This window comes from Ruegeria sp. AM7, assembly GCF_056535965.1.
The window spans coordinates 27,807-50,894 of sequence record NZ_JBQFJE010000002.1; the positions used below are offsets into that span (position 1 = coordinate 27,807).

A 23,088-nucleotide genomic window follows, 5' to 3' on the forward strand; every position below is an offset into this window, starting at 1 on the left:
CTTCACCCCCTCGAAATCGCTACGGTTTGCTTCTGCTTCGAAGCAAGCCAAACCGTCAGTGACACAGCCAAACCAAAACCGGCGACATTCGCGCCGATGGTTTCTGACAGCAAAAGTGCCGAAAACCCCAAGGTGAAAAAAACCTGTAGAAGCTGTAGCTGCGATATCCGCGCAATGCCTCCCAGGGCCAGCCCACGATACCAGGCAAAGAATCCAAGCAGTTGTGATACCAGCGCCAGATAAGTAAACGCTGCCAGGACCGGCAATGAACTGGACGGCGGCACCGGCGGTATGAAACTTGCCAACACGGCCAGAACGGGAAGCGCGATTATCAGACTCCAACAGGCGACGACCCATGCCTTGATATCGCGCGACAGCATACCTCCCGCCGCATAGCCGAACCCGGCAGAAACAACGGCCAGAAACAGATACAGGTTTCCAATACCAAGCTCGGCGCCATTCCGCCGGATCACGAACACCAGTGTCAGGGCCATTCCGGCCACGCTGAAGACCCAGAACAAGGCGGTGACTCTCTCCCGACCGATCAGAACGCCAAAAACAGCGGTGGAGATCGGCAAAAGGCCCACCACAATTGCGCCCTGAGACGCCGAAACAGTCTGCATCGCGAGAGAGATAAAGAACGGAAATCCGAAAACGGTGCCCAGGCTGCACCCGATCAATGGGATGAACTGCCTGCCGCGCGGTCGCTCCGGCCGCAGTATCAGCAACACGGCCCCGGCGACCAACGCCGCCACGATTGCCCGCCAGATCGCGATCTGGTCCGGTGACAGCCCCTGCAAGGCAATGCGCGTCATTGGCAGGGTCAGGCTGAAAGACAAAACGCCAAGCAGCCCCAGAAGAACACCCTTCCGCACATCCATCATGCGGATTTCACAACGGCGACTCGCTGCCCGAGTTCATATGCCTGCAAATGAGAGAGACAGGTTCTCAGGAGTGGAACGCGCAGGGCATGACGGGCTGCCCGTTCTGAGAGGTCGCCCAGAATATGGTCGGCTTCGGTTTCATTTCCACTGGCAATGTCCCTGAGCATTGATGCGGTAGATTGTGAGCTGCGATCCGTGAGCTGCTTTCTATATCCATCCAGGGCCGCTGATCCTGGCGGGAAACCCTCTGCCTCAGCAATGCGGGTGCATTCGTCCAGCAATTGCAGGATCAGATCCTCACCTTGCGCGGTCGCCAGGATCGTACCAATGCTTGCCCGCATCAGACAGGTCATTCCGGCAAGTGTGCCCAGAAAAACCAGCTTGTCCCACATGTCCTGTTGAATGTCGTTCCTCAAGCGCAGTTCGATTGGAGAGGCCTGCATCTGGTCAATCAACGCATCCGCTCGCCCATTATCAGCACCTGGATGCAGCGGGCCGAGGAAGAACCGGTTCAGATCGTTGAAATGGCAGATTGATCCGTCTGGGTCTACTTTGACGCCAAGATGGGCGACACCACCCCAGACAGTGCATTCGGGGAATCTTGCCTGGATAGCCTTAATGTGTCGGATACCGTTCAGAAACGGCACAATGATTGTGGCGTCTGAAACGCATGGGGAAACCGCTTCAAGAGCCGAATGCAGGTCATAAGCTTTGCAGCTCAAGAAAATGAAATCGGCGTCTGGTAGAGCTTTGGCATCAGTCGCCAGTTCAGGCAATCCGCTCCAGTTGCCCAACGGGCTTTCCAGGCGCAGCCCGTGCTGTTGCAGATTGTTGGCCCGGTTTTGCCGTACCAGCAATCGCGGCGCGAGTCCGGCTTCTGACATTCGGGCGGTGAGATAGCCCCCGATACCTCCTGCTCCCAATATCAGCAGATGCACGTTGATTCTCCTAAAGTAGACATCATCCACTTTATGAGAATATCGCTTCTCGGCAACAGCTATTTGTTGGCTGTCTGTGCGCCGGTTCCGTCGATTACGATGAAAAACACTGCTTCATCGTCGCCGGTATTGTGAAAGCTGTGTTCCTGATTGGCCGGGTAGAACAGGAAATCACCTGCGCTCAGCTTGTGAATTTCACTGCCGACGGTCACTTCCAACTGCCCCGATTGGACAAAGAGATGCTCTTCAACGCCCGCGCGGTGGGATGGAAACGGCTCGGTTGCTTGTCCGGGGGGCAAGGCATTCTGGACAAAATCGACACCCCTGCCGTGATAGAGCGGCGAAAGGGATCGTCTCACAAATCCCGAGCGGGGATCACGGTACTCCGGCTGATCCTCTGCACGCACGACAACTGCCGACGATGCCACCGGTCCGCCAATGAGTTGCGAAATCGACGTATCCAGCGCTTCGGCCAGTTTGCCAAGAACCGAGGTTGTCGGCATCGCGTCGCCACGTTCGATCTTGGAGATCATCGCACGGCTGACACCTGAAGCGTCCGCGAGTTTCTGGATTGTCAGACTGCGCTTCTGCCTATGTGCCTTCAATGACTGTGAGACTGCTGCTTCTACCATGATGGCAATTTGCCAATTGTGAATCTCAGGGGCAAGGCATTCTGGGTCTCGCCTTCTTCGCACCCCCTCAATGACTGAGGCCCGGGTCACGATCTATCTCCCTGTCGATTTCGCGGGTATTTTCCTTCTCGTCGCCACGATCCCGTTCGGCGTCATGCTCATCCCCCCGATCCAATTTCTCGCGCGGTTTGTTCAACACGCCTTCCAGACGCTCGCGGATCGACGGTTTGTCCACACCGTCGTCACCTCGATCCACCTCGGTCCCTTCCGACCGGCCCAAGGCTTCACGCAAGCGGTCATTGACCCGCCGCAGGTCCGGGGGTTCTTCGACACTCTGCCCACCGGCCTCCGGCTCTTCGCGCCCGACAATCCGCGCCAGCCGATCCCGGATGTCGCCATCTCCGCGATCCGCAGACCGATCCTTGCTGGCCGCCGCCCTGAGCGCCGCCAGACCGGCAGACACACGCCCCTGCCCGGCCTCGCGCTCGGCCCCATAGGTGTCCCGCGCCAGCTCCAGCCGCTCGCGCATCTCGGCAAAAAGCGCCCGCGCCTGGCGAGCCGCATGAACCGCCCTGCCCCGTTCAGTGACAGGTTCATAGTCGCGACCCTCGCGCTCGGCTGCCGCCTTCTCGCGTCGTTCCATCGCATTGGCCGCTGGCCCCAGCTTGACCTCCGGATCGCGGTCAAGCTCCTCGGCCTTCAGCGCGTCTCCCTGACTCAGAGCGTCTTCTCGCTGCGCCTCCAGTGACCGATGATCGACCCGCTCCACTTCCCCGGCCCGCTCCAGCGCCCGGTTCTGCAACTCGGCCCAGAGACCGCGCATCTGCTCGATCTCCACCCCGCCGGTTTTCGCGGAATCGAGAACACGGGTCTTGGCCGTGAACCCCTCCGGTTCCAGCTTCCGGGTAGAGGTCAGGACATGGGCATGATGATTTCGCTGATCCCCTTCCCGGTGCGGTGCGTGGATCGCTACATCGACCGCCACGCCGTAGCGGCTGACCAGCTCCTCGGCAAACTGGCGGGTGATCTGCGACCGGTCCTCCGCGCTGATCTCGGAGGGCAGCGCCAGCTCCCATTCGCGGGCAGTGACGGAATTGCGCCGTGTCTCGCTCTCCTCGGCAGCGTTCCAGAGCGCGGAGCGATCCTGCGCCCAGGACGGGGCATCCTTTGGGGTCAGGATAAAGGTTTCCTCGATGCCGCGCTTGGCGGTGTAATCGTGGACCCGGCCCTCCCGCTGACACTCGATGCGCTCGCCTGCACGGTAGGCCCCAGCCGCCGTCGCGGTGCGTCCGGCGCTGCGTTTGATCGTCTTCACAGAGAGGTGGTAGCTGGCCATGCGCCCTCCCCTCTCGCAGATGACAAACGCCACCGCGCCCGCGAACGTCGCCGCAAAGCATCACCAGGCACATACGTGCCGCCCGGCTCTTGGCCCGTGACAAGAACCGGGGTGATCGCGCAGAATGGGAGATGCAGCTTGTCCGCCCTCCTCGGTGTCGGACAGGTTGCACCTCTCCCTGTTGGGCGTAAGTCGATGGCTTCGGAACGATATGTTCCGGAGCCATCGCTGCCACGACCAACCGTCTTTTTCCCGGAGGCCCGCCCCCCACAAGGCTGGGGCCGGAGGGAAAAAGACAGCCCCGACGAAGCGAGCCAACGGCTCTCTGAGGCGCGGGCTTGCCCGTGAACTGCCCCCAAATCCCCAGCCTTATGAGGGGCGGGATATGGGGGCAGTTCACTGGCGGTTTGCCGGGGGCAAACCCGGCGGAGATCAAGGGTAACAACCCCACAGATCGACGCTCCCCGGAACGGCAAAGACAAAAACAGACCGGCCCCCATCGTGGGGCATCGGTCTCGATTTTGGAGCTGCCGTTCCGACCGCAATCCAACCGCGCAGGTTGGCCCTGGAGAGTTCGAGAGGCCCGGAAGGCCTTTCGTTCCGTCGCGCATCGCGGCGGAAGGGGTTGGCCATCGGCCGGGGCTTTGCCCCAGAGAGATCGCACGCAAATCTTGGAGCCGTAGGCGGAGAGTTTGCATAAGTGCGCCCTTGTCCTTTACAGGCCTACGGGTACGCGTTAACGGTGGTTGTGGCAAGACCACATTCGATGCAGCCCTTTTCGCCACATCCCGTTTTATTCCGCCCGCATTTTTTGGAGGTGCCGGTTTGGCAGAGACAGAACTCGAACGCGCCGAGAAACGATACGCCCAGGCCAAGGCCCGCCTTCAGGCCCTGCGCAACCGGGAAGCCACCAGACAGCGCAAACTGGATACCCGGCGGAAAGTCATCCTCGGCGGTGCACTCATGGATTTGGCCGAACGGGACAGCGGCGCGGCGGTGATGCTGGAGCGACTGATCCGCAACCTGTCCCGCGAACAGGACCGCAAGGCCTTCGCGGACTGGGGCGCTTCAGGGGAGGCCCCCTCCCCTGCCCCCGGTTCTGATCCAGACGGGTCCGCCTGATGCGCTGGCTGGCCTCGGTCCTGGACCGACCCTTCCGGTTTCTTCTGCGGCTGGTCTTCACCCCGATCCTGTTCATCTGGATGATCGGGGCCATGGGTTTTGGCGCGATGCTGGGAGCGCTCGCCGGGTTCTTTCTCTCGATCCCCTTCTTTGAAATCCCGCCCGGCCAATCCACCTGGGAACTGGTGATCTACATCCCCTGCATGATCATCGGTGCCATCTTCGGATTCCAGTATTGGCGTTTCACCTCCGGCGCAGACAATTTCTTCGGCCTGAACGGAGACAGCCACGGCTCGGCCCGTTTCGCCAGTCGCAAGGAGCTGAAGAAGCTGGTGAAGCCGGACGGGTTGCTCATCGGTCGGTCTCCCGCCGGTCAGCTCCTGCGCTATGACGGTCCTGCCCATCTGCTGACCCTCGCCCCCACACGGGCCGGGAAAGGCGTCGGCACGGTCATCCCGAACCTGCTCATGGCGGATCGCTCGGTGATCGTGGTGGACCCCAAAGGCGAGAACGCCCGGATCGCCGGGGCTGCCCGTCATGCTTTCGGTCAGGTCCATATCCTCGATCCGTTTGAGGTCTCCGGACAACCCAGTTCGTCCTACAATCCACTAGACCGGCTGACAGCCACCAGTCCCGATCTGGGCGAGGATGCCACCACGCTGGCCGATGCCCTGGTCATGGACCCGCCGGGACAGGCGCAGGAGGCACACTGGAACGAGGAGGCCAAGGCCATCCTCTCCGGGCTGATCATGTTTTGTGTCGCCCATGAGGAGCGCGACCGGCGCAATCTGGCCACCGTGCGGGAATACCTCACCCTGCCCCCGGACAGGTTCCGGGCGCTGCTGGAACTGATGCAGGACAGCGACGCCGCCCACGGGCTGATTGCCCGCGCCGCCAACCGGTTTCTGGGAAAGGCGGATCGCGAAGCCGCCTCGGTCCTGTCCAACGCGCAGCGCCACACGCATTTCCTGGACAGCCCGCGCATCGCAGGCGTGATCAGCCGGTCGGATTTCCACTTCGCGGAGCTGCAACAACGCACCGTGTCGGTGTTTCTGGTGCTACCGCCCAACCGGCTGGACGCCTACAGCCGCTGGCTGCGCCTGCTGATCTCTCAGGCGCTTCAGGACATCGCACGGCACGCAGAGGGGCCACAAGCTGTCATAGAGGCCCGGAACGGCGCGCAGGACGTCTCAGGGGCCGCAGGAGGGCCAGAGGGAGCCTCACGGCCACCAAGTAGCCCTACCCTCTTCCTCCTCGATGAATTTGCCGCTCTCGGCCGTCTGGAAGCCATAGAACGCGCCATGGGGCTGATGGCAGGCTACGGATTACAGATCTGGCCGATCTTGCAGGACATGAGCCAGCTCAACGATCTCTATGGCAAACGCGCGGGGCACCTTTGTGGCCAATGCAGGCGTCCAGCAGGTCTTTGGCGTGAATGATCTGGAAACGGCCCAATGGCTGAGCAGGATGATCGGCCAGGAAACCACCGGCTATCAGACCCAGAGCTATAAACCGGGGGGATGCGCCCTCGATGACGCAAAACGTCACTGGCCGCGATCTGCTCACACCGGATGAAATCATGCAGATGCCGCCCGATCTTCAGCTCCTGCGGGTTCAGGGCAATCCCACGGCCCTCGCCCGCAAGCTGCGCTATTACGCCGATCCCGAGTTCAAGGGGCTGTTCCAGCCGCAAGACCGTTAGATGCCGCTACGGATACCAGATTGTACAGGCCAAATGTTCACATTATGTTCGCATTAAGTTTGATTGAAGGAGAATACCTATGACAAAAGTAGCCGTGATGCTGACGGAAGGTTTCGCAGATTGGGAATACGCATTGATTGGCGGGACTGGTGGCCCGTTTTATGGCCTCGACGTTCAGTATTTCGCACCCGAATCTGGTGAGCTGCAATCTCAGGGCGGGCTGACAGCAAGGGTTTCACAGGATTTCGAGGCATTGATGGCTTGGCAACCGACAGTCTTGGTGGTTGTCGGTGGTATGATCTGGGAAACTGACAATGCGCCGGATGTCAGTAATATTCTCAAATCCCTGCACGGCAGCGGTACCAGCATAGGCGGCATCTGCGGCGGCACACTCGCTTTGGCGCGAGCGGGTCTACTGGACAGCACCTCCCACACCTCCAATGATGGGGGTTTTCTCAAGAAACACGCATCAGGTTATCAGGGTGAAGCCTTCTATCAGGCAAGCGCATCGGCGGTTTCAGCGGATCGAGTGATCACTGCACCAGGCACCGCTCCGGCAAGTTTCACGGCGGCCGTTTTTGCAGCCGCTGGATTGTCGGACGAGGTGACTTCCCAGTTCAAAGGAATGATGGCCGCTGAACATAGCTGACATCGGATCTTCAGCCGAAAAACCAATAACGGGAAAGAAACACGAGCATGTCAGACCAGTCCCCCTCCCCTGCTCCGCTCTCTGACGAGGAGCTGCGCGAAACCCTTGATATGGTCGGCACGGTGCTGGCCAGCGTGTCGGATCGTGTAGATGCCCAGACCGGCACCATGGATCGCCTGGTCAAAACGGCCACAGAAGCACGACAGGCAGCTTTCGCGGCACAGAACCAGACCGATCCGGAACAATACGGCAATCTGGTGGGTCAGGCTGTTGCGGGGAAAATCACTGATCCGCTCAATCACATGATCCGGGTTGCCAACGTGTTGAGCAAACAAAGCAGTCATACCGAAGAGGTTCTGAAAAAGGCTGAACAGGACAAATGGGACATCCTCAATGACATCCGGGACCGGGAAAGACAGGTGGACCGCTGGAAAAACCGTCTGCCCTGGTTTGCTCTGGGCGCTATCGCTCTCATTGTTGCGCTGACGGTGACGCTTCCGCGTTTCTCAGCAGTCAACGGCACCACATGCGCTGTCTTTGGGGGGGAGTGGGTCCGTACAACAGAGGGGAATCCCGCCTGCGTCCATTATCAGGATTGAGGGTAGCGCAGTGAGTTATCCACAGGCCATCTGCAAGCCAGTGGGTGTTATATATGTGTTAGATATAGTGTTACGAGAATCGGTAGATTTCTAAGTAACTGTTTTTGTAAGCGAAAATTGGCCTGTTTTAGACAGCTGGTGTGTAGAGTATCGAAGAATGGTGGGTAGACTATCGAATAAAGGTGTGTAGAGTATCGAAGAACTTGGCGCACTGGTGGGCAGAGTGTCGAATAACGGTGGGTAGACTATCGAATAATGGCGCGGCCTAGAAAACGAACAGCTTTGCTACCTCAGAGGCATACGGAGCCAGACCTCTTCGTGTGCGATATTCTGGATGCGACACCGAAGAGTGACCGAGCTTCCATGGAGCATCCGTTGTTCTCGTTGTCGGTCAAGAAAGACATGGCTGCGTTTGAATACCAGCAAGGCAACGTGAAGGTGAAGATCACGCCAGCGGCTGAAGAAGGCCGTGCAAACGTCTTTGATCGGGATATTCTGATCTACGTGTTGAGCCAACTCATGGCTGCTAAGAATGAAGGTCAGGAAATTGGTCGCCGTGTTCAGATTTCAGCGCATGACCTTCTGAAAGCCACCAATCGCCACACGACCGGCCAGGCCTATGCCACACTGCGCCGTGCCCTCACCCGCCTCCAGTTCACCCAGATCGAAACCAATATCCATGACCATGGTGTCGGAGAATGGCGGTCCATCTCGTTCATTACCGATGCGCGGATCGTCAAAGAAGATTCCACAGGGCGGTTGCTGAGCGTAGAGCTGGAGATGGGGGATTGGCTCGTAAAGGCCATTGAGAACAAGAATGTTCTGACTCTTCACAAAGCGTATTTTCAGCTCCGGAAACCTCTGGAACGCCGATTGTATGAGCTGGCCCGCAAACACTGCGGCAAGCAGGATGTCTGGCGGATTGGTCTCGACAAGCTACAGCATAAGACCGGATCAACATCGACCACCAAAGAGTTCAAACGCCTCGTCAAAGCGATCTGCAAAGCGGATGAGGAACAAGGGCATATGCCGGATTACCGCTTCAGGCTGCTTCATGATGTATTGGAAGTATCACCCAAGCCTGAATTCCTTGACATATATCAAGATTCTGCGGACACCAGCCCGGAAATTTCAGTGCGGCTTTCCCCTGAAACTTACGAGAAAGCAAGAGAAGCCGCTCCGACATGGGATGTTCACTTTTTGGAGCAAGAGTGGCGGATGTGGATGAGCGAACCGCCGCGTCATCCCGACGGTGCTTTTCTTGGATTTTGTCGAAAGTGGTTTGAGCGAAAAGGTCGCGCCCCATAACTGATAATAGTTATCTAATTGTCTGATGCGCTTCAAAAGAAGGAACTTAAGGTGAAATCCCTTAGAATTAACGAGCATTCCGCATCTCTCCGCTTTATGGAGTTTGACGGGAATGGGCTTCCGCTGTTGATGCTGCATGGCTTGGGTTGTTCTGCATCATTTGAATATCCGGAACTCGCCCGTTCTAACCCGCTCGCAGAGCACCGTATAATCCTAATCGACATGCTTGGCTTCGGGTACAGCGATCAACCATTGGATTTCGGCTATAGCGTTAGCGATCATGCTGAAATTATTGCCGAATTCGCAACCAAGATGAATCTTGGGCAGTTTAATCTCTATGGCCACAGTATGGGTGGGACGGTAGCAATAGAAGCAGCGACCATTCTTGGCGATCAAATCAAAAACCTTGTCCTTTCGGAAGCCAATCTTGACAATGGGGGCGGAAAATTCAGCACAGATATCGCGCTGGCTGGCGAAGAGGTGTACACCACCCGCTTACATGCCGAAACGCTTCAAACAGCGATGCGCTCGGGCAATCATGACTGGGCGACGACGATGCGTTTCAGTCTCCCACGAGCGGTATATTATGGTGCATCGTCTTTGGTAGAAGGAGGTACGCAAAATTGGCGTGAACTCTTGTATCAGCACCCAGCTAGAAAGAGTTTCATATTCGGAGAACGGTCTCTTCCGCACCCTGATTTTGATGTCCTACCAAAACAGGGTATTGAAACCTTCTCTGTTCCCAATGCCGGTCATTCTATGGGGGTAGAAAACCCGCTTGGGCTGGCGAGTTGCATAGCGCGGGCAATACAAAGATGAGAACACCTAGTAGATAACAGATATTTGTTACCTGTTGACTGTTATCAATTACCTGTTATCAGTTATCAAAAAGAGGGCAGAACATGACACAGGTAATCAGCGTTGTGCAGGAAAAGGGTGGAGCTGGAAAAACCACGCTGCTCACCGCAATCGCCAGTCTGATGGTTGAAGATGGAGCCAAGGTTGCTGTGATTGACACCGATCCGCAGCGCCATCTGGAATCCTGGGCCAAAAAGGATCAGACGGCTCTAGACTGGCTGTATGAAGAAAACGACGAACGGCTCATTCCCACGGTTAAGGCACTTAAGAAATCTGAACAGCCTTACGACGCTATTTTCATCGACACGGCCGGTTTCAAGTCGGCAATGGCTATGCACGCTATTGCAGCGGCAAATCTGATCTTGATCCCATCCAAGGCCAACGAAGCTGACGCAAAGGGCGCAAAGCGCACATACTCCCACGTTCAGAGCGTTGCCGAAACCATGGAGAAGGAGATCGCCTCGTTCGTGGTGATGATGGATGTTGATACCAACACAAATATTACGCAGGCCATTACCGATGCACTCGATGCGCAAGAAATACCTCGTCTTCGCGCGATGTGCGCGCACCGAACCGGGTTCAAAGAAATGACCTCTACAGGAGCTGGACCGCAAGGATCGGCCAAAAGGTCCGCGCAATCGGTGTTGGCGGACATGCAGGGTAGGGGACTTATCAGCTATTACAGGAGCGACGCATGGCAAAAGTCAGCGTAAACCTCGAAGACGATTTCGATAGTGATGAGGCCACGACCAAAGTGCGTGAGTTGGCGGCACCATTGCCGAGTGTGAGCAAGGCCAAATCCGCTGCATTGAAAGATGCGCCTCGTGTCCAGTTTTCGTTCACGAATGTCCCGAAACCGATCAAGGACGCTTTTGACCAGGAGGCGCTGAAACGCGGTCTCTCCAAGAAAGAACTGCTTTATGCCTGCCTCCGATCTGGCGGCATCGAGATTCCAGATGCTGAAGAAATTGATGGGCGCAGAAGATAACAGATAACAGTTATCCATCCGCTGGAGCTGAAACATGAAAGCTCACCTCGAAAGACACGATCCATCCCAGAACATTGCGCGCTACTATCGCATGTCAGTTCTGCCCAATCTATTTGGGGAATGGACGCTTCGCCGAGAATGGGGCCGGATCGGTCGAAGTGGTCAGGTTCGTATGGATTTATTTCGTAGCCAGGTTGAGGCCGAGAGTGCCTTAGAGACATTGACGGATGCCAAGCAAAAGCGAGACTATGTGAAAGTTTAGCTCTGGATCGGATATCTCTATGTCCTTAGGACATAGAGATATCCGATCCGTATGTCAAACCAGTTGAATCCTTTCGACCAATCGAATCCTTGACTACTCTGTGTGCCATCTGTATATGTCCTAAGGACATATACAGATGGCACACGTATGAAGTTCACAGACGGGGTGGAACAAGCGCTCCTGAAGCGCGATCTGCCGATCATCACATATTACGATTTCTTCGTTCTGGGGCATTCGCTTTTCCAGAAACGTGAATGGGACGGAGAACCTCTCAAACGTATGCCGCAAGGGTGGGATCAAACCCGTGCGAATAACGCTATCAAGCGCATGGAAGAACGCAGAGCACTAGTCCCTGATTCCGATTTCAGGTCGGGTGTCTGGCGTGTCACGCAAGCCACTCGTGCGGGGTCGGCGGAAGAGGTCGTGTATTGCTGATCCATTTGCCTATGTCTCACATTTGTCAGCGATGCAGAAATACAGCCTGACAGAACGAAGTCCCAAAGCTCTGCATGTGACCACGCCGCGTCGTGATCTTTGGAACCAACTCCGAAATAACCGTGTGCGCGATGATCTGCCCGAGATCGAAGACATAGATAAGCCGGTGCTCTATCGGCCAGGCTTTAAGGATACAATTCGGCGGCGACCGGTCATTATGCATATCTCAAGCCACCCCTGGACGCCTGTGCCTCTCGGTGGCGAGGAAACCCGGATCACGTCTATCGGCCAAACCTTTGCAGATATGATTACAGAGCCGGGATTGTGCGGCGGGATGCGCCATGTCCTCGATGTCTGGGAACGTGACGCGGATCAATGGTTGCCAGAAATCGTGGCGGCCGTGGATCAGTTAAACAGCAAAATTGCCAAGGTCCGGGCAGGATATATCCTCTCGGAAGTGCTGGAGCTTGATGATCCCGCTATTGCGCGTTGGGAAGCCTTTGCGCAAAGAGGGGGATCACGGAAGTTGGACCCTGAAGCGGACTATCTCCCCGAATTTTCAGAACGATGGATGATTTCACTGAATGTCTGATGCAGAACACATGGCCGATGAGGCCGAATACGACATTGTAGATGTGGATGTGCGGGCCTGGGTGGAGGCTGCGCGCTCTAATCCAGCTCAGTATCGCGATAGGCAGGTTACGGAGATTGTTCTTGCGGCCATCGGGTTGGCCCCCAACCTGAACACAAACCTAGTCCTGAAGGGTGGGGCTGTGATGGCCCTTGCCTTCAAAAGCAACCGGGTCACGGCCGATGTGGATTTCACCTCAATCGTGGAACCAGCCGGGTTTGCGGATCAGATCGCAGATGATCTGAACGCCATCTTGCCCCAAACCGCAATCCGCCTTGGGTATCTGAACCTTCTTTGCCGAGTGCAAACCGTCAAGAAAATGCCCAAGCCGCTGAACTTCGAAGAGTTCGATTTCCCGGCTTTGCTCATCCGGATCGGTTCGGCCGAGCGCGGAACAGGCGAAGAAAAACGCTTGGAAGCCGGGCGCGCCATACGGGTGTTGGATATCGAGATCAGCTTCCGGGATCAGGTGTATGCCTTCCAAGAGCTGAACTTGACCGGGCCGGGGTCGCGGTTCGGGCATTCACATTACACGAGATCATCGCTGAAAAGCTACGCGCGCTGTTACAACAACCGATCCGCAACAGAAACCGTCGCCAGGATGTCTATGACATCGCCTACCTGATCGAAACCAACGAGTTGACCGATGAAGATCGCCGCAGCATCCTGGAAACGCTGATCGAGAAGTGCCAGGCGCGCGGTATAGAGGCTACGCTGGAATCTATGGATGATCCTGAGATTCGGCGGCGGGCTGAGGTTGATTGGAACACGCTTGCCCTCGAACTGGATGATCTGCCGCCGTTTGATGAGCGGTTTGCCATGATGCACGAGCTGTATCTGTCGCTGCCTTGGCCACAATCTTGAGCGTAGCGGCGGGGCCACAACTGCTCGGTTTCTGCGGCTTGGTGAATGGCTTTCATTGACATAACGCAATTCTGAACTCATAAATCCCTAAAAACGCAACCCCGAAGAATCGGAGCAGTTATGGGGGATTTTGTGAAAACCCGCTTTCCCGTCGCTATCTATCGCGGCCTTATCATTGACCTTGAAGACCGCCTGCGCGGTGAGGCCCTGAAGGCGCATCGGATGATCCAGGATCATTCTGGCCTTGATCCCCGACGCGCGCGGGCGCTGGAAGGTCTGTCGCGCTTTCACATGATGGAGAAGGGGTTTCAGGAAGTCTGTGAGCTTCATGGTGGCGCGCTGCTTGATGGCGGCATCATTCCTGGTACGGACTTCAAAGTGTTTCAGCCGTTCATGCGTTTCGAACATGAAGGGCAGGGCTTTATCCTTGGCCTTGCCGCAATGCCGGAACCCAGCAAGCTGCCGGTGAAGAACAAGTCTCGGAAAGCTGGTGTGACCCTGAACTATCGTCTCTCGCCGCATTTCGACTTTGACGGGACTGCTCCGAAAGTCGGAGATATTTGCATTCTGTTTCTTTTTGCCCGTGACCCCGAACAGGCGGGCAAGATCAAAGAATTGGCCATTGGCGTCATTGATTCCGATTATGAACAGTACCTGTTTTACGAACGGATCGACCAGTACCTCGCGGATGACGGGGATGTGTCGGAACTCAGCTCGCCGCTTCCCACACCTCCTGCGTCGCCTGCCAGCGGTGCTGTCCGCCTGAAACGCACAATAAAGACCTTTGTGCCTCCAGAAGCGCCATCTGCGGATGACGAAGAGGGCGGCACGGCGTAAAGGGTGCCACCGGCACTGACAGGAGGGAACAATGCGTGTGGGAACACCCGGCTTCGTGCCGGAACGCCTCGTTGAGGCCCGCGCAGCTCGGCGCGTTCAAAGTATGAAAGAATTGGCCCGCATGTTGGGCGTAAGCCCCAGCTCGGTATCGCGTTGGGAAACCGGCAAACAAGCCCCCGAAGCGGATGCCCTGGCAGAGCTTGCTAAGGCTTTGCGCGTTCGGCGCGAGTTCTTTTTGCGCCCTGTATTCGATAGCCCGCGCCCGATGTTTTACCGCAAGCTGGTCAGCACACTGAAACGCGACCGCGAATATCAGGCATCCCAGGTGAACTGGTTGCATGAGATCAGCGATGTCTTGCAGCACTATGTGGATTTTCCGGAACTCGATATCCCTGACGTTTTGGACGGAGCCAGCTACAGCCAGCTCCGGGATGAGGATATTGAAGACATCGCGGGTGAGCTGCGTGCCCATTGGCAGTTGGGGGAAGGCCCCTGCACCAATGTTGTTGCCGTGCTGGAAAAGATCGGTTGTGTTGTCGGCTCTATCGAAATGGGCACCTCAAAGCTGGACGGAGTATGCAGTTGGTCGAAATCGGAAGACCGGCCTCACATATTGCTGTCTTCAGACAAGATGAATTTGCCCCGTCGCCAGATGGATGCGGCGCATGAACTGGGCCATGCTGTTTTGCATAGGAACGTCAGCACCGAAGCGTTGCGCGACGATCTGAAGGAGATCGAGCGCCAGGCTTTCCGGTTCGCCAGCGCATTTTTGATGCCTCAGACCACCTATGTCTCCGAGGTTCCAAATTATTCACTGGCCGGGTTGCTGTCATTGAAAGAACGCTGGCGGGTATCTGTAAAGGCCCAAATCAAGCGACTCGTCGATCTGGAAATCATCCCTCAGGACCACGCAACGCAGCTCTATAAAACCTATTCCGCCAAAGGCTGGAACCGGCAGGAACCAATGGACAAGGAATGGGCGGTGCCAAAGCCGCGTGTGCTGCGTGATGCTTTGTGCCTGATCGTAGATTCCGGCACGCGTACCAAAGAAGATTTGTTGTCCGTCGAGTTCACCATGCACCCCGGTGACATCGAGAACCTGGTCAATCTTCCGTCTGGCTGGTTTAGCAAGAAGACCGGTGATGTGGTGTCTCTGACCTTGAAATCCGATGCTTCGCGCGAAACCAACTCTCTTGCAGGGGGATCGGTCATCCAGTTTTCTCGGCGTGAATCGTCGTAACAGAAAGCCAGGTCATGCGTGTACCCATCGACATTTCAGAAGAGGATTTGGACGGCGACTACGGGACAGTGCCAGGGCTGGTCATCACCTGCACCCGCTGTCGCCACTCGGTGGAAGTATTTGGGACAGAAGATAACTCGGTGAAGCGGGGCGCTGTCATGTTGCGGGATGAATGCCCGCTCGATGAGGATAATTTCTACGCTGCGTGAGCAGACTTTCTCCATCAAGTGAGGTAGCGAAAACCGGGCTAGGACATCACAGATTCAGTCATTTCAGTCCATGAGATGTACTTCATGGACTGAAATGGGGTCTTACAAAGATCATATAGGGTAGATGTAATATACTGATAAATAAGGGTATACATATAGAAATCTGCCCGTAGTTACTTGAAGTGTATCTAGATATGATTGGTCCAACAGCGCATTTTTTCGGCATGATCGACCGAAAATTTCCAAAAGGATCTCCGATATGCCGTCTGAAAACTTCCTCTCCTCGCTCCTCGATGCGCCGCCAACTATCCTTGCGTTGCTCCTCGGCCTTGCGGCTGTAGGAGTCGCGGGTCTGGCCCTCCATGTGGTCCTGCGTGCCATCACAAAGGAACGCAGCGAATGAATATGCGGAAATGGGTGAAGCTCCCTTCCGCCTGGCTAGAAGATGGTGGATTGGCTGCATTCAAATGGCGTGCTGGTGTTGGTGCATCTGAAACTGCTGCACTCATGGTTTTGATCGCGGTTGCGCATCGCGCCGATCTCAATGAAGGCTTGGCCCGCACCACCTATGACGAGTTGACCACAGCCACCGGCATAAGCCGGACCAAGGTTTCAGATGCTCTCGATGTATTGGCGGCTCGGAACCTGGTAGTCCGGGAACCAGACGGACGTAGCACCTACCGGCTCACCAATTACGGTGAAGGCCATGTCTGGGCGGCACTACCTGCGAAGCCCCTCTATGATCGTGATGGCGCAATCCCGATGTTTGAAGATTTCCATCTTCGTAAGGCCGCAGAGCTGGATGCCCTGAAAATTTACCTCACGCTTGCAGCCAGGCGGGACGCATCTGCGAACGTGACCCGGATTACCTATGATCAGATCAATGCCTACGCTGGCGTTCACCTCGGCCGGATCAAGCGAGCACTTGGGATTCTGAACATCAACGGTCTGATTACGGTTGAAAGCTATGAACGGAAGGACGGGAAACCAGGTGCGGCACACGGCTATAGGCTGTCACATCTATTCCCAAGTCGTCACGCTGGAACCACCGGTCGCATGGGCGGGATGAGTCACTTGTTCCCTGAACTGGAATAGCGACGTGACAGATAAAACCTCGATTACACCCGACGCACTGTCCGTTCGCTGACCTTGAACAGTCTCGCGATCTCCGCGACGGCGCGTTGTTCGTCATCACGCATCCGGCGTACTTCGTCTTTCTGCGCTGTTGTCAGGGCGGGGCCTACCCCGATCCGGCCACGTTTACGAGCTGATGCAAGCCCCTCCCTCGTGCGCTCGGAAATCCGCTCCCGCTCAAACTGGGCGATGGATGCGAAAACATGGAAGACGAGCCGGCCGGCCGGCGTCGTCGTGTCAATATCCTCGGCCAGGGATCGAAAGCCGGCACCATGCTCACGGATCGTCTCAACAATCTCCAGCAGGTCTTTCAGGGATCGCGCCAGGCGGTCGTACTTGGTGACAATCACAACATCACCATCGCGGAGCTGGTCCAGCATCTTGTTCAGTTCAGGCCGCTCTCGTTTTGATCCGCTGATCTTGTCAGAGAACAACCTCTCGGCCCCGGCCGCCGTCAAGGCGTCCGTCTGTACGTCAAGATTCTGGTCTTCCGTGCTGACGCGCGCGTATCCGATAATCATGCAGCGATCTGGTCAGAAACGTAGGGTTTTGTCCAGATCGCACAGATAGTCGCTAAAATCAGCCGTGATTATTGCCCAGCCAAAGCAAGAACCACGACACCAGCCAGAATGACGCTTGCCCAGGTCAGGCGGTGTTTCAACTGGCCTTCGCCAAGCAACAGGCTTCCCATCAATACCGTCAGCAGAACGCTCAGCTCGCGGATCGGAGCGACGAAGACGACCGGGGTGAAGGTCAGCGCTATGAGGACCAGAATATAGGCAAGTGGATTAAATACCGCGATGACCAGCACGCCCAACTTGTGCTGTTGCCATATGGCCCAGACTAATGCGCGACGGCGCAAGGCAAGCGGCGCTAGCAGAACCGTTCTGCCCACGCTGGACACGTAATCCAGCAGCAGCGGCGGGATCATCAGCGCTGAGACTGCATAGGCATCCCATGCGGTGTAGCTTCCGATGAACAGTCCGGCCATCAACCCGAAACCGAGTGACAGCAAGGCACTGCCCCCAGATCGGCGAAACCCGCCTGTCAGCATCAGAACGCCGAAGATGATGACGGCTCCGCCTGTGGCAATCTGCGGCGTGATCTGCTCACCCAGAAACAGCAGCGCAAAACAGGTGGATAGCAACGGCCCAGTGGCGCGCGCGGTTGGATAGACCAACGACAGGTCGCCCTTGCGATAGCCGATCTGCAACAGCAGGAAATAGCCCAGATGCAGGGCCGCGCTGCCCGCGATGAAGAGCATTTGCGTGGCGTCAAATAACGGGATGCCCGCCCGATCCAGACGGCCAGCGGCAGGTAGATCACCACCGACAGAGCTGAGAAAAGCCAGACAAGTTCCGGACCGGCATTGATGCGTTTGACGAAGAAGTTCCAGGTTGCGTGACAGAATGCGGCTGTCAGGACGAGCGCGAAGCCAAGGATGGACATGTATTTTACCTCAAAGACAAGTTTCAAGCAGACGTGCGTAAGCACGCCCGTCCATCTAGCTTTCTCGTCTTTAAGGTGTCCGCCCGTGCACGGGCTCATAACGGCGCTCGGTCCAGACCTGATAGATCAGCGGAACCCTAGCCGCACATGGATGGGCAAAAGCACCCTACCATCGAAGGTCAGGCTGTAAAGGCCCACCTTGCGCACCTAGCGCACGCCGAATAGCGTGAAGCCTGTACTCCTTTGAAGCCGATCGTTTTTTGAAAGGGATGATATGGACCCGTTTCTGTTTGCCGCATTTGTAACCACGACACTGCTATTCGTCGCTGTGCCGGGGCCATCTGTGGCGTTCGCCTCGGCTCAGGCTGTGCGCCATGGGACAAAGGCGGCTGCGATCACTGTGGCTGGCGATGCTTTGGGAACCGTGGTTCACATCAGCGTCGCGGTCTGGGGGCTGGCAACCCTGATCGCGATCTCTGAAACAGTTCTGCCATTCCTGCAAATTGCGGGCGGTGCCTTCATCATCTACATGAGCATCCAGTCCTTCAGGGTCTCTCGCCATCCAGTCAAAGCGCCAGCGGCCACCAACCACCGCGTCACCTTCTGGGCCGGTTTCTTTGCTTGTGTGACCAACCCGAAGGCCATCGTGTTCTTCGTGGCGCTGTTCCCGAGCTTTATCTCGCCCGATCACAACATCCTGCTTCAGAGCGTAGTCTACGGGGTTATTTTTCTGGTCCTCGATGCGGCGTCCATTCTTGGTTACGCGTTTCTGGCGATGCACGCGGTACGCAAGGCAACATCCCGTTGGCTGAATGTCGAGGTTCTGAGTGGGCTTGGCTTGTTCGAGGTCGGGGTTGGAATGGTGGTCAAAGGTTATCGCGCCATACCGTCGAACTGAGCTGGGGCACTTATTTCCCAAACCCTATTGGCCCGAATTCCAGGAGAGAAATGAATGCATAAACACCACGAAGGCGGTTGCGAATGTGGCGCGGTTCGATATGTGATATCAGGTGATCCAGTTGTGATCTATGCCTGCCATTGCACAATTTGCCAAACGCAATCCGGTAGTGCTTTTGGCTTGGCCATGCGTGTTCATTTAGAAGATTTTACGATCTCGGACGGGAAACTGAAGTCCTTCCAGAGGACAGCGGAAAGCGGGCAGGTTTTCACAAACTCATTTTGTCCTGAATGCGGTACACGCATTCACCATCATGCCAGCAAGGCACCCAATCATCTGAGCCTGAAGCCTGGCACGCTTGATGATACGAGCTGGCTGCAACCTACCCACCATGTTTTTGCACGAAGCGCACAACCCTGGTTCATCTTTCCCAAGAACGCTCAAGTCTTTGATACAGTGCCTCCGGATCGCTCTTGGCTGGCAGGTGGCGAGTGATTGACTACCTTGGTCGCTAGAAGATGATGACGGCTTACCTGAATTCCAGGCCAAAAACCTGCCAAAACCCATTCTATTTCGCCGGGGGTTTTTGACCGGGTTATGCGTTTGATTTGTCGTGGGGTGGAGCAGGGCGGCAAAAACGACCGACTGAAAATGGTGACTAATTTAGGTCTGATGTGCGGGACAATGCCGACATTCACTCTGTTCTTGGCTCTGGTAAATGCCCAAAGCTGATTGCCAAACGGTTCCAAGCATTCATCTGGGCAATAATAAGCGTCAGATCGACAATTTGTTGTTCAGAGAAATGGTCTGATAGCGCATCGTAGAGAGCTTTCGGCGCTCCATTCTCCGCCACCTTGTAACCGCCTCCGCCCAAGCGAGCGCCGCTTCTCAGCGTCGTCAAAGAACGTCACTTCCCGCCAAACTGTCAGGCAATCAAGTCGTTGCTGTGTCTCACCAGCTCGCCGCGCCTCACTGGTATGCAAGTCGACACAATATGCGCAGCCGTTGATCTGTGATATTCGAAGCTCAATGATTGCCTTAGCTTGCCGTCTATAGACGGCATATCTTCTTTGCTTTCGCCATGCTCGCGATGGCGGGACCGTTGATTGACACATAGTCGAGCCGTTCAATCATTCTCTACTCCAATTTGTTCCTTGCAGCATGTCATCTTTGATTGAGACTGACCAGTCAGGCTTGTTCCGACCGGGTCGAGCTGAGAGCGGCCTTTCAATCTGGTGTCCGTAAGGGGATCGATCAGCGGACAATTTCTCGCCGTGGCAACCCTTCAACAAAACTGGCTCAAAGCGTGTCTCATAAAATGGTACGATATAAATTGCACTGAAGGGGCCTTATTCGTACAGTTCGACCATGAACGCTACACTTATCGGATACGCCCGCTGCTCCACCGACAGCCAAGACCTGAAAGCGCAGAAACAGACGCTCGAAGATTTGGGGGTCGCCCCAGATCGCATCTACACAGACCATGGGCTGACCGGCACGAACCGGGCGCGGCCAGGGTTGGATCAAGCCATCGCCGCTGTGCGGGAAGGTGACACTCTTGTTGTTCCAAAGCTTGACCGGTTGGCCCGATCTGTCCCCGATGCCCGTGCCATCGCGGATCAGCTTCAAGACAAAGGCGTCAAGCTGGCCCTCGGTGCATCCGTCTATGATCCAACCGATCCAATGGGAAAGATGTTCTTCAACATCCTCGCCACTTTCGCAGAGTTCGAGGCCGACCTGATCCGGATGCGGACCCGTGAAGGCATGGCCATCGCCCGAGCAAAGGGAAAATTGCGCGGGAAACAACCAAAGCTAAGTGACAAGCAGCAGAAAGAACTCTGCCGCATGCATGGAACCGGGGAATATTCCATCAGCGATCTGGCCGAAGTGTTTTCTGTCTCGACTGACCGTCTACAGAACACTGAAACGGCACCAGACCTGACCTTCGTTGCGCCATGATCGAACTGAAATGACGCGGACAAAGCACCATTTCGCTGCAGCTGCGCCAATGTCTGCTTCCATTCAATGCCCCGGAAGGAAATGGTTTGGACCATCCCTCGACCGTCCGATTGCACGGTTAGACTACATATTGGGCAGGCGAAGCCTGAAGTATTCGCCACTGATTGGTAGCAGCATGCGCAACAAGTTCTGCGTTCGATCCGACAACAACCGGAGTGCCAACGGAATTTAGCATTGGCAAGTCTGATATGTCATCGCCAAATGCCTTGCAGTCTGCTGGGTCAACACCTTGTTCGTTGAGAAAAGTTCGGATTGCTTTTGCTTTGCCCATTCCAATTGTCTGGGGCGTTCCGATTTCGCCTGTAAAGCAACCGTTTGCTCCCAATTCCATTTTGGTCGCGAGAATCCAGTCAACACCAAGGTGATTTGCAATTGGATTAAGCAAGGCTCTAAATGATCCAGATACAAAAACCGGTTCGACGCCTTGTGCCTTGAGATTTCGGAGTTCTGCCACAGACTCTACCATAAAGAAACGTTCCGGGACGGCGAGCCAAGCAGATGCCCAGGCGGTCGCTGCTTCGCCAAGCTCTTCTGGTCGAATGGCGGCAAAGTAACGATAGTACTCCCGGTTAAGAACTTCGCGCGTCGCGTCAATGCTACGCATTCGGGCAAAATCAGTCTCGAACTCCCGCAGGCTCGCAGGATCGCCCCGCCAATCCACAGTCCAGAACTGGTAGAAATCGAACATGCTTTTCACCGAGATCAAGGTGTCGTCGACATCAAAAAAGGCGAATTTGTTCACTTTCCGTCCTCCTCATAGGCCTTCCTACGACTCAGAGTTGGGAAATCGGGATGCGAACCTACCACTCCGGCATCTGCCCAACAGGTGGGCTCGACCTCAGTGAAGACGCTGATCTTGTCCAGCGGTATACCGGTCACGCGGTGCATGGCTGCTGTTACCTCTTGAAGAAGCACTGTAGCTTTTTGTTGGTCTTCCATCTTGAAAGTCGAGATCTGAACGACTGGCATGAATTGTCCTTTCTGATCGGAAATACGGGACTAGGCCCGCGTCTGGAGATCTTGAAACATTGGTTTTGGGAATTTGAGCTGCGCATGGATGTCGCCACCCAAACCATAGCGGCCAATCGCGCCGCCATGGCTCATTTGGCTGCTCATCCAAAGCACGACCACGTTGATAACGCGGTTTCCATCAGGGCGGTCCGGCCCAGGAAAAGGATCGGGCAGAGCGGCTTCAAAAGTGCCGCCCCAGAGCTGTCGGTCACGAACACATTTGGTACACCCAGTGGCCCGGGTCGTGTAGAGGCCGCGGGATCAAGATCGTGCTCTCGCAGTGTCATAATCGTATAGAGTGCTCGCGGCAGCAATTGGCGAACTCGAAGGTAAAGCGTGCAATGCGTGCTTCATCTTCGAGTGTAATGCGAGCTTTCCTTGAGCTTGAATCCAGTCGTGTAGTTTCACCGGGCGTTGGAGCTGCCGGCCATGTTCAGGACGAAGGTCTGGGATGGGTGCTTCGTGAAACGGATAGCTTGGCCGCACATCGCTGTTCGCATCAGGATATTGCTGAGGCGCGAACACCATTGGGTAGTTGTTACAAGGCAACGGCAACGGCAATGTATGAAGCACTTTGTCGGCAAGGTGCTGCGGCAACGGAATGTCGGGCGAAAAAAGCTCCAGGATCTTGTACGGCGCCTTTTCACCGAAATCTGGCACCGTACTTTCGGGCGAGACGATAGCGCCCGTCCAATTCGTTTCGACACGGTCATCAATAGAATGGTTTATCGCGCCAATAACAATGAAATTGCCATCTTCGTCCATAATCTCACTCGGAGGATAAAGGGGCCCCTGTGTCGTCACTGACAGGTCGTAGGTTGTTTGTTTCATATCAGTTCGGCCTGGTTACGCCCGGCGCACCCGAAAGGTGCGCCGAGCAAATGGTCGGTTTAGGCAGCGCGGGCAGAAGCTTCAGAGTTTGTACTTGCGAGCGCACATTTTGCGGCGTCGAGCGCCAGTGTGGCTTCTTTTTCCGAGATGACCTGATGCGAATAGACGGTGAAGGCATAGCCAACGCGCGTGCGTGGCTCACCGCCTTGGATAAAGTCCATTTCGACCTGATATTTGTGGCGCCGTTCGTTC

The 23,088-nt window shown here is 56.0% G+C and carries 30 protein-coding genes and 3 pseudogenes; 21 read left to right on the forward strand and 12 right to left on the reverse strand.

Annotation, left to right across the window (positions count from 1 at the left end; genetic code table 11):
- Nucleotides 1-2: 2 nt before the first annotated feature.
- The 4 genes from ACR3EG_RS03440 to mobQ all read right to left on the reverse strand — a co-directional run bounded on the left by ACR3EG_RS03440 (nt 3) and on the right by mobQ (nt 3,790).
- Complete coding sequence (locus tag ACR3EG_RS03440) at nt 3-884, reverse strand: DMT family transporter (RefSeq protein ID WP_480482938.1); 882 nt, start codon at nt 882-884, stop codon at nt 3-5.
- On the reverse strand, nt 881-1,822 hold the full coding sequence (locus ACR3EG_RS03445) for a ketopantoate reductase family protein (protein ID WP_480482940.1): 942 nt from the start codon (nt 1,820-1,822) through the stop codon (nt 881-883). Before ACR3EG_RS03445 ends, ACR3EG_RS03440 begins: the two co-directional genes overlap by 4 nt.
- Before the next feature lie 59 nt (nt 1,823-1,881).
- Nucleotides 1,882-2,454 carry a helix-turn-helix domain-containing protein gene (locus ACR3EG_RS03450; protein WP_480482941.1) on the reverse strand — a complete coding sequence of 191 codons (573 nt, stop codon included), beginning with the start codon at nt 2,452-2,454 and terminating at the stop codon, nt 1,882-1,884.
- 67 nt (nt 2,455-2,521) lie between these two features.
- Entirely contained in the window at nt 2,522-3,790 is a 1,269-nt protein-coding gene (gene mobQ / locus ACR3EG_RS03455; RefSeq protein WP_480482943.1) for a MobQ family relaxase, read from the reverse strand.
- An 825-nt stretch (nt 3,791-4,615) separates the two neighbouring features.
- Here mobQ and ACR3EG_RS03460 point away from each other — a divergent pair.
- The 18 genes and pseudogenes from ACR3EG_RS03460 to ACR3EG_RS03545 all read left to right on the forward strand — a co-directional run bounded on the left by ACR3EG_RS03460 (nt 4,616) and on the right by ACR3EG_RS03545 (nt 16,589).
- Nucleotides 4,616-4,912, forward strand: coding sequence for a mobilization protein (locus tag ACR3EG_RS03460; protein ID WP_480482945.1), 297 nt, complete (start codon nt 4,616-4,618; stop codon nt 4,910-4,912).
- Nucleotides 4,912-6,351: a type IV secretory system conjugative DNA transfer family protein gene (locus tag ACR3EG_RS03465; RefSeq protein ID WP_480482947.1), complete on the forward strand. Its 1,440-nt coding sequence runs from the start codon at nt 4,912-4,914 to the stop codon at nt 6,349-6,351. The genes ACR3EG_RS03460 and ACR3EG_RS03465 overlap by 1 nt, the downstream gene beginning before the upstream one ends.
- Complete coding sequence (locus tag ACR3EG_RS03470; RefSeq protein WP_480482949.1) at nt 6,287-6,487, forward strand: TraM recognition domain-containing protein; 201 nt, start codon at nt 6,287-6,289, stop codon at nt 6,485-6,487. The genes ACR3EG_RS03465 and ACR3EG_RS03470 overlap by 65 nt, the downstream gene beginning before the upstream one ends.
- Nucleotides 6,444-6,614, forward strand: coding sequence for a type IV secretory system conjugative DNA transfer family protein (locus ACR3EG_RS03475; RefSeq protein WP_480482951.1), 171 nt, complete (start codon nt 6,444-6,446; stop codon nt 6,612-6,614). The genes ACR3EG_RS03470 and ACR3EG_RS03475 overlap by 44 nt, the downstream gene beginning before the upstream one ends.
- 79 nt (nt 6,615-6,693) lie before the next feature.
- On the forward strand, nt 6,694-7,263 hold the full coding sequence (locus tag ACR3EG_RS03480) for a DJ-1/PfpI family protein (RefSeq protein ID WP_480482953.1): 570 nt from the start codon (nt 6,694-6,696) through the stop codon (nt 7,261-7,263).
- 47 nt (nt 7,264-7,310) lie between these two features.
- Nucleotides 7,311-7,862, forward strand: coding sequence for a hypothetical protein (locus tag ACR3EG_RS03485; RefSeq protein WP_480482955.1), 552 nt, complete (start codon nt 7,311-7,313; stop codon nt 7,860-7,862).
- Nucleotides 7,863-8,180: 318 nt separating this feature from the next.
- Nucleotides 8,181-9,170 (forward strand): replication initiator protein A, encoded by a 990-nt coding sequence (locus ACR3EG_RS03490; protein ID WP_480482886.1) that lies wholly within the window; start codon nt 8,181-8,183, stop codon nt 9,168-9,170.
- Nucleotides 9,171-9,188: 18 nt separating this feature from the next.
- Nucleotides 9,189-9,989 (forward strand): alpha/beta fold hydrolase, encoded by an 801-nt coding sequence (locus ACR3EG_RS03495; RefSeq protein ID WP_480482957.1) that lies wholly within the window; start codon nt 9,189-9,191, stop codon nt 9,987-9,989.
- Nucleotides 9,990-10,072: 83 nt separating this feature from the next.
- Nucleotides 10,073-10,741, forward strand: coding sequence for an AAA family ATPase (locus ACR3EG_RS03500; protein WP_480482959.1), 669 nt, complete (start codon nt 10,073-10,075; stop codon nt 10,739-10,741).
- Nucleotides 10,723-11,016 (forward strand): hypothetical protein, encoded by a 294-nt coding sequence (locus ACR3EG_RS03505; RefSeq protein ID WP_480482892.1) that lies wholly within the window; start codon nt 10,723-10,725, stop codon nt 11,014-11,016. The genes ACR3EG_RS03500 and ACR3EG_RS03505 overlap by 19 nt, the downstream gene beginning before the upstream one ends.
- A 34-nt stretch (nt 11,017-11,050) precedes the next feature.
- Entirely contained in the window at nt 11,051-11,278 is a 228-nt protein-coding gene (locus ACR3EG_RS03510; protein WP_480482961.1) for a WGR domain-containing protein, read from the forward strand.
- A 147-nt stretch (nt 11,279-11,425) separates the two neighbouring features.
- Nucleotides 11,426-11,713, forward strand: coding sequence for a hypothetical protein (locus tag ACR3EG_RS03515; protein WP_480482963.1), 288 nt, complete (start codon nt 11,426-11,428; stop codon nt 11,711-11,713).
- Nucleotides 11,714-11,789: 76 nt separating this feature from the next.
- The gene (locus ACR3EG_RS03520) at nt 11,790-12,305 is read left to right on the forward strand and encodes a hypothetical protein (RefSeq protein ID WP_480482965.1); all 516 of its coding nucleotides are present in this window, start codon (nt 11,790-11,792) and stop codon (nt 12,303-12,305) included.
- 184 nt (nt 12,306-12,489) lie between these two features.
- A pseudogene (locus tag ACR3EG_RS03525) lies at nt 12,490-13,208 on the forward strand (nucleotidyl transferase AbiEii/AbiGii toxin family protein).
- Nucleotides 13,209-13,340: 132 nt separating this feature from the next.
- Nucleotides 13,341-14,045, forward strand: coding sequence for a hypothetical protein (locus tag ACR3EG_RS03530; RefSeq protein WP_480482967.1), 705 nt, complete (start codon nt 13,341-13,343; stop codon nt 14,043-14,045).
- Nucleotides 14,046-14,076: 31 nt separating this feature from the next.
- Complete coding sequence (locus tag ACR3EG_RS03535) at nt 14,077-15,285, forward strand: XRE family transcriptional regulator (protein ID WP_480482969.1); 1,209 nt, start codon at nt 14,077-14,079, stop codon at nt 15,283-15,285.
- Nucleotides 15,286-15,299: 14 nt separating this feature from the next.
- Nucleotides 15,300-15,494: a hypothetical protein gene (locus ACR3EG_RS03540; RefSeq protein WP_480482902.1), complete on the forward strand. Its 195-nt coding sequence runs from the start codon at nt 15,300-15,302 to the stop codon at nt 15,492-15,494.
- 399 nt (nt 15,495-15,893) lie between these two features.
- Nucleotides 15,894-16,589 (forward strand): hypothetical protein, encoded by a 696-nt coding sequence (locus ACR3EG_RS03545; protein WP_480482971.1) that lies wholly within the window; start codon nt 15,894-15,896, stop codon nt 16,587-16,589.
- Between the two features lie 23 nt (nt 16,590-16,612).
- Here ACR3EG_RS03545 and ACR3EG_RS03550 read toward each other — a convergent pair whose 3' ends face one another.
- Both ACR3EG_RS03550 and ACR3EG_RS03555 read right to left on the reverse strand, forming a co-directional pair.
- Entirely contained in the window at nt 16,613-17,149 is a 537-nt protein-coding gene (locus tag ACR3EG_RS03550) for a recombinase family protein (RefSeq protein ID WP_480482973.1), read from the reverse strand.
- A gap of 68 nt (nt 17,150-17,217) precedes the next feature.
- Entirely contained in the window at nt 17,218-17,892 is a 675-nt protein-coding gene (locus tag ACR3EG_RS03555) for an EamA family transporter (RefSeq protein WP_480482975.1), read from the reverse strand.
- Between the two features lie 459 nt (nt 17,893-18,351).
- On the opposite strand from ACR3EG_RS03555, the gene ACR3EG_RS03560 reads away from it, so the two are divergent.
- Both ACR3EG_RS03560 and ACR3EG_RS03565 read left to right on the forward strand, forming a co-directional pair.
- Nucleotides 18,352-18,975: a LysE family translocator gene (locus ACR3EG_RS03560; RefSeq protein ID WP_480482908.1), complete on the forward strand. Its 624-nt coding sequence runs from the start codon at nt 18,352-18,354 to the stop codon at nt 18,973-18,975.
- A gap of 54 nt (nt 18,976-19,029) precedes the next feature.
- The gene (locus tag ACR3EG_RS03565) at nt 19,030-19,470 is read left to right on the forward strand and encodes a GFA family protein (RefSeq protein ID WP_480482909.1); all 441 of its coding nucleotides are present in this window, start codon (nt 19,030-19,032) and stop codon (nt 19,468-19,470) included.
- A gap of 199 nt (nt 19,471-19,669) precedes the next feature.
- Here ACR3EG_RS03565 and ACR3EG_RS03570 read toward each other — a convergent pair whose 3' ends face one another.
- Nucleotides 19,670-19,876: a carboxymuconolactone decarboxylase family protein gene (locus tag ACR3EG_RS03570; RefSeq protein ID WP_480482985.1), complete on the reverse strand. Its 207-nt coding sequence runs from the start codon at nt 19,874-19,876 to the stop codon at nt 19,670-19,672.
- Between the two features lie 43 nt (nt 19,877-19,919).
- Nucleotides 19,920-20,090: pseudogene (locus ACR3EG_RS03575) on the reverse strand (carboxymuconolactone decarboxylase family protein); the annotation flags it as partial.
- Between the two features lie 253 nt (nt 20,091-20,343).
- Between ACR3EG_RS03575 and ACR3EG_RS03580 the strand changes: the two are divergent.
- The gene (locus tag ACR3EG_RS03580) at nt 20,344-20,934 is read left to right on the forward strand and encodes a recombinase family protein (protein WP_480482977.1); all 591 of its coding nucleotides are present in this window, start codon (nt 20,344-20,346) and stop codon (nt 20,932-20,934) included.
- Nucleotides 20,935-21,052: 118 nt separating this feature from the next.
- Here ACR3EG_RS03580 and ACR3EG_RS03585 read toward each other — a convergent pair whose 3' ends face one another.
- From ACR3EG_RS03585 to ACR3EG_RS03600, 4 genes and pseudogenes are all read right to left on the reverse strand, one after another.
- Entirely contained in the window at nt 21,053-21,736 is a 684-nt protein-coding gene (locus ACR3EG_RS03585) for an HAD family hydrolase (protein WP_480482915.1), read from the reverse strand.
- Entirely contained in the window at nt 21,733-21,963 is a 231-nt protein-coding gene (locus ACR3EG_RS03590) for a tautomerase family protein (RefSeq protein WP_480482979.1), read from the reverse strand. The genes ACR3EG_RS03585 and ACR3EG_RS03590 overlap by 4 nt, the downstream gene beginning before the upstream one ends.
- 303 nt (nt 21,964-22,266) lie before the next feature.
- Nucleotides 22,267-22,836: a hypothetical protein gene (locus ACR3EG_RS03595; RefSeq protein ID WP_480482981.1), complete on the reverse strand. Its 570-nt coding sequence runs from the start codon at nt 22,834-22,836 to the stop codon at nt 22,267-22,269.
- Nucleotides 22,837-22,895: 59 nt separating this feature from the next.
- Nucleotides 22,896-23,088, reverse strand: a pseudogene (locus ACR3EG_RS03600) (AfsA-related hotdog domain-containing protein); the annotation flags it as partial.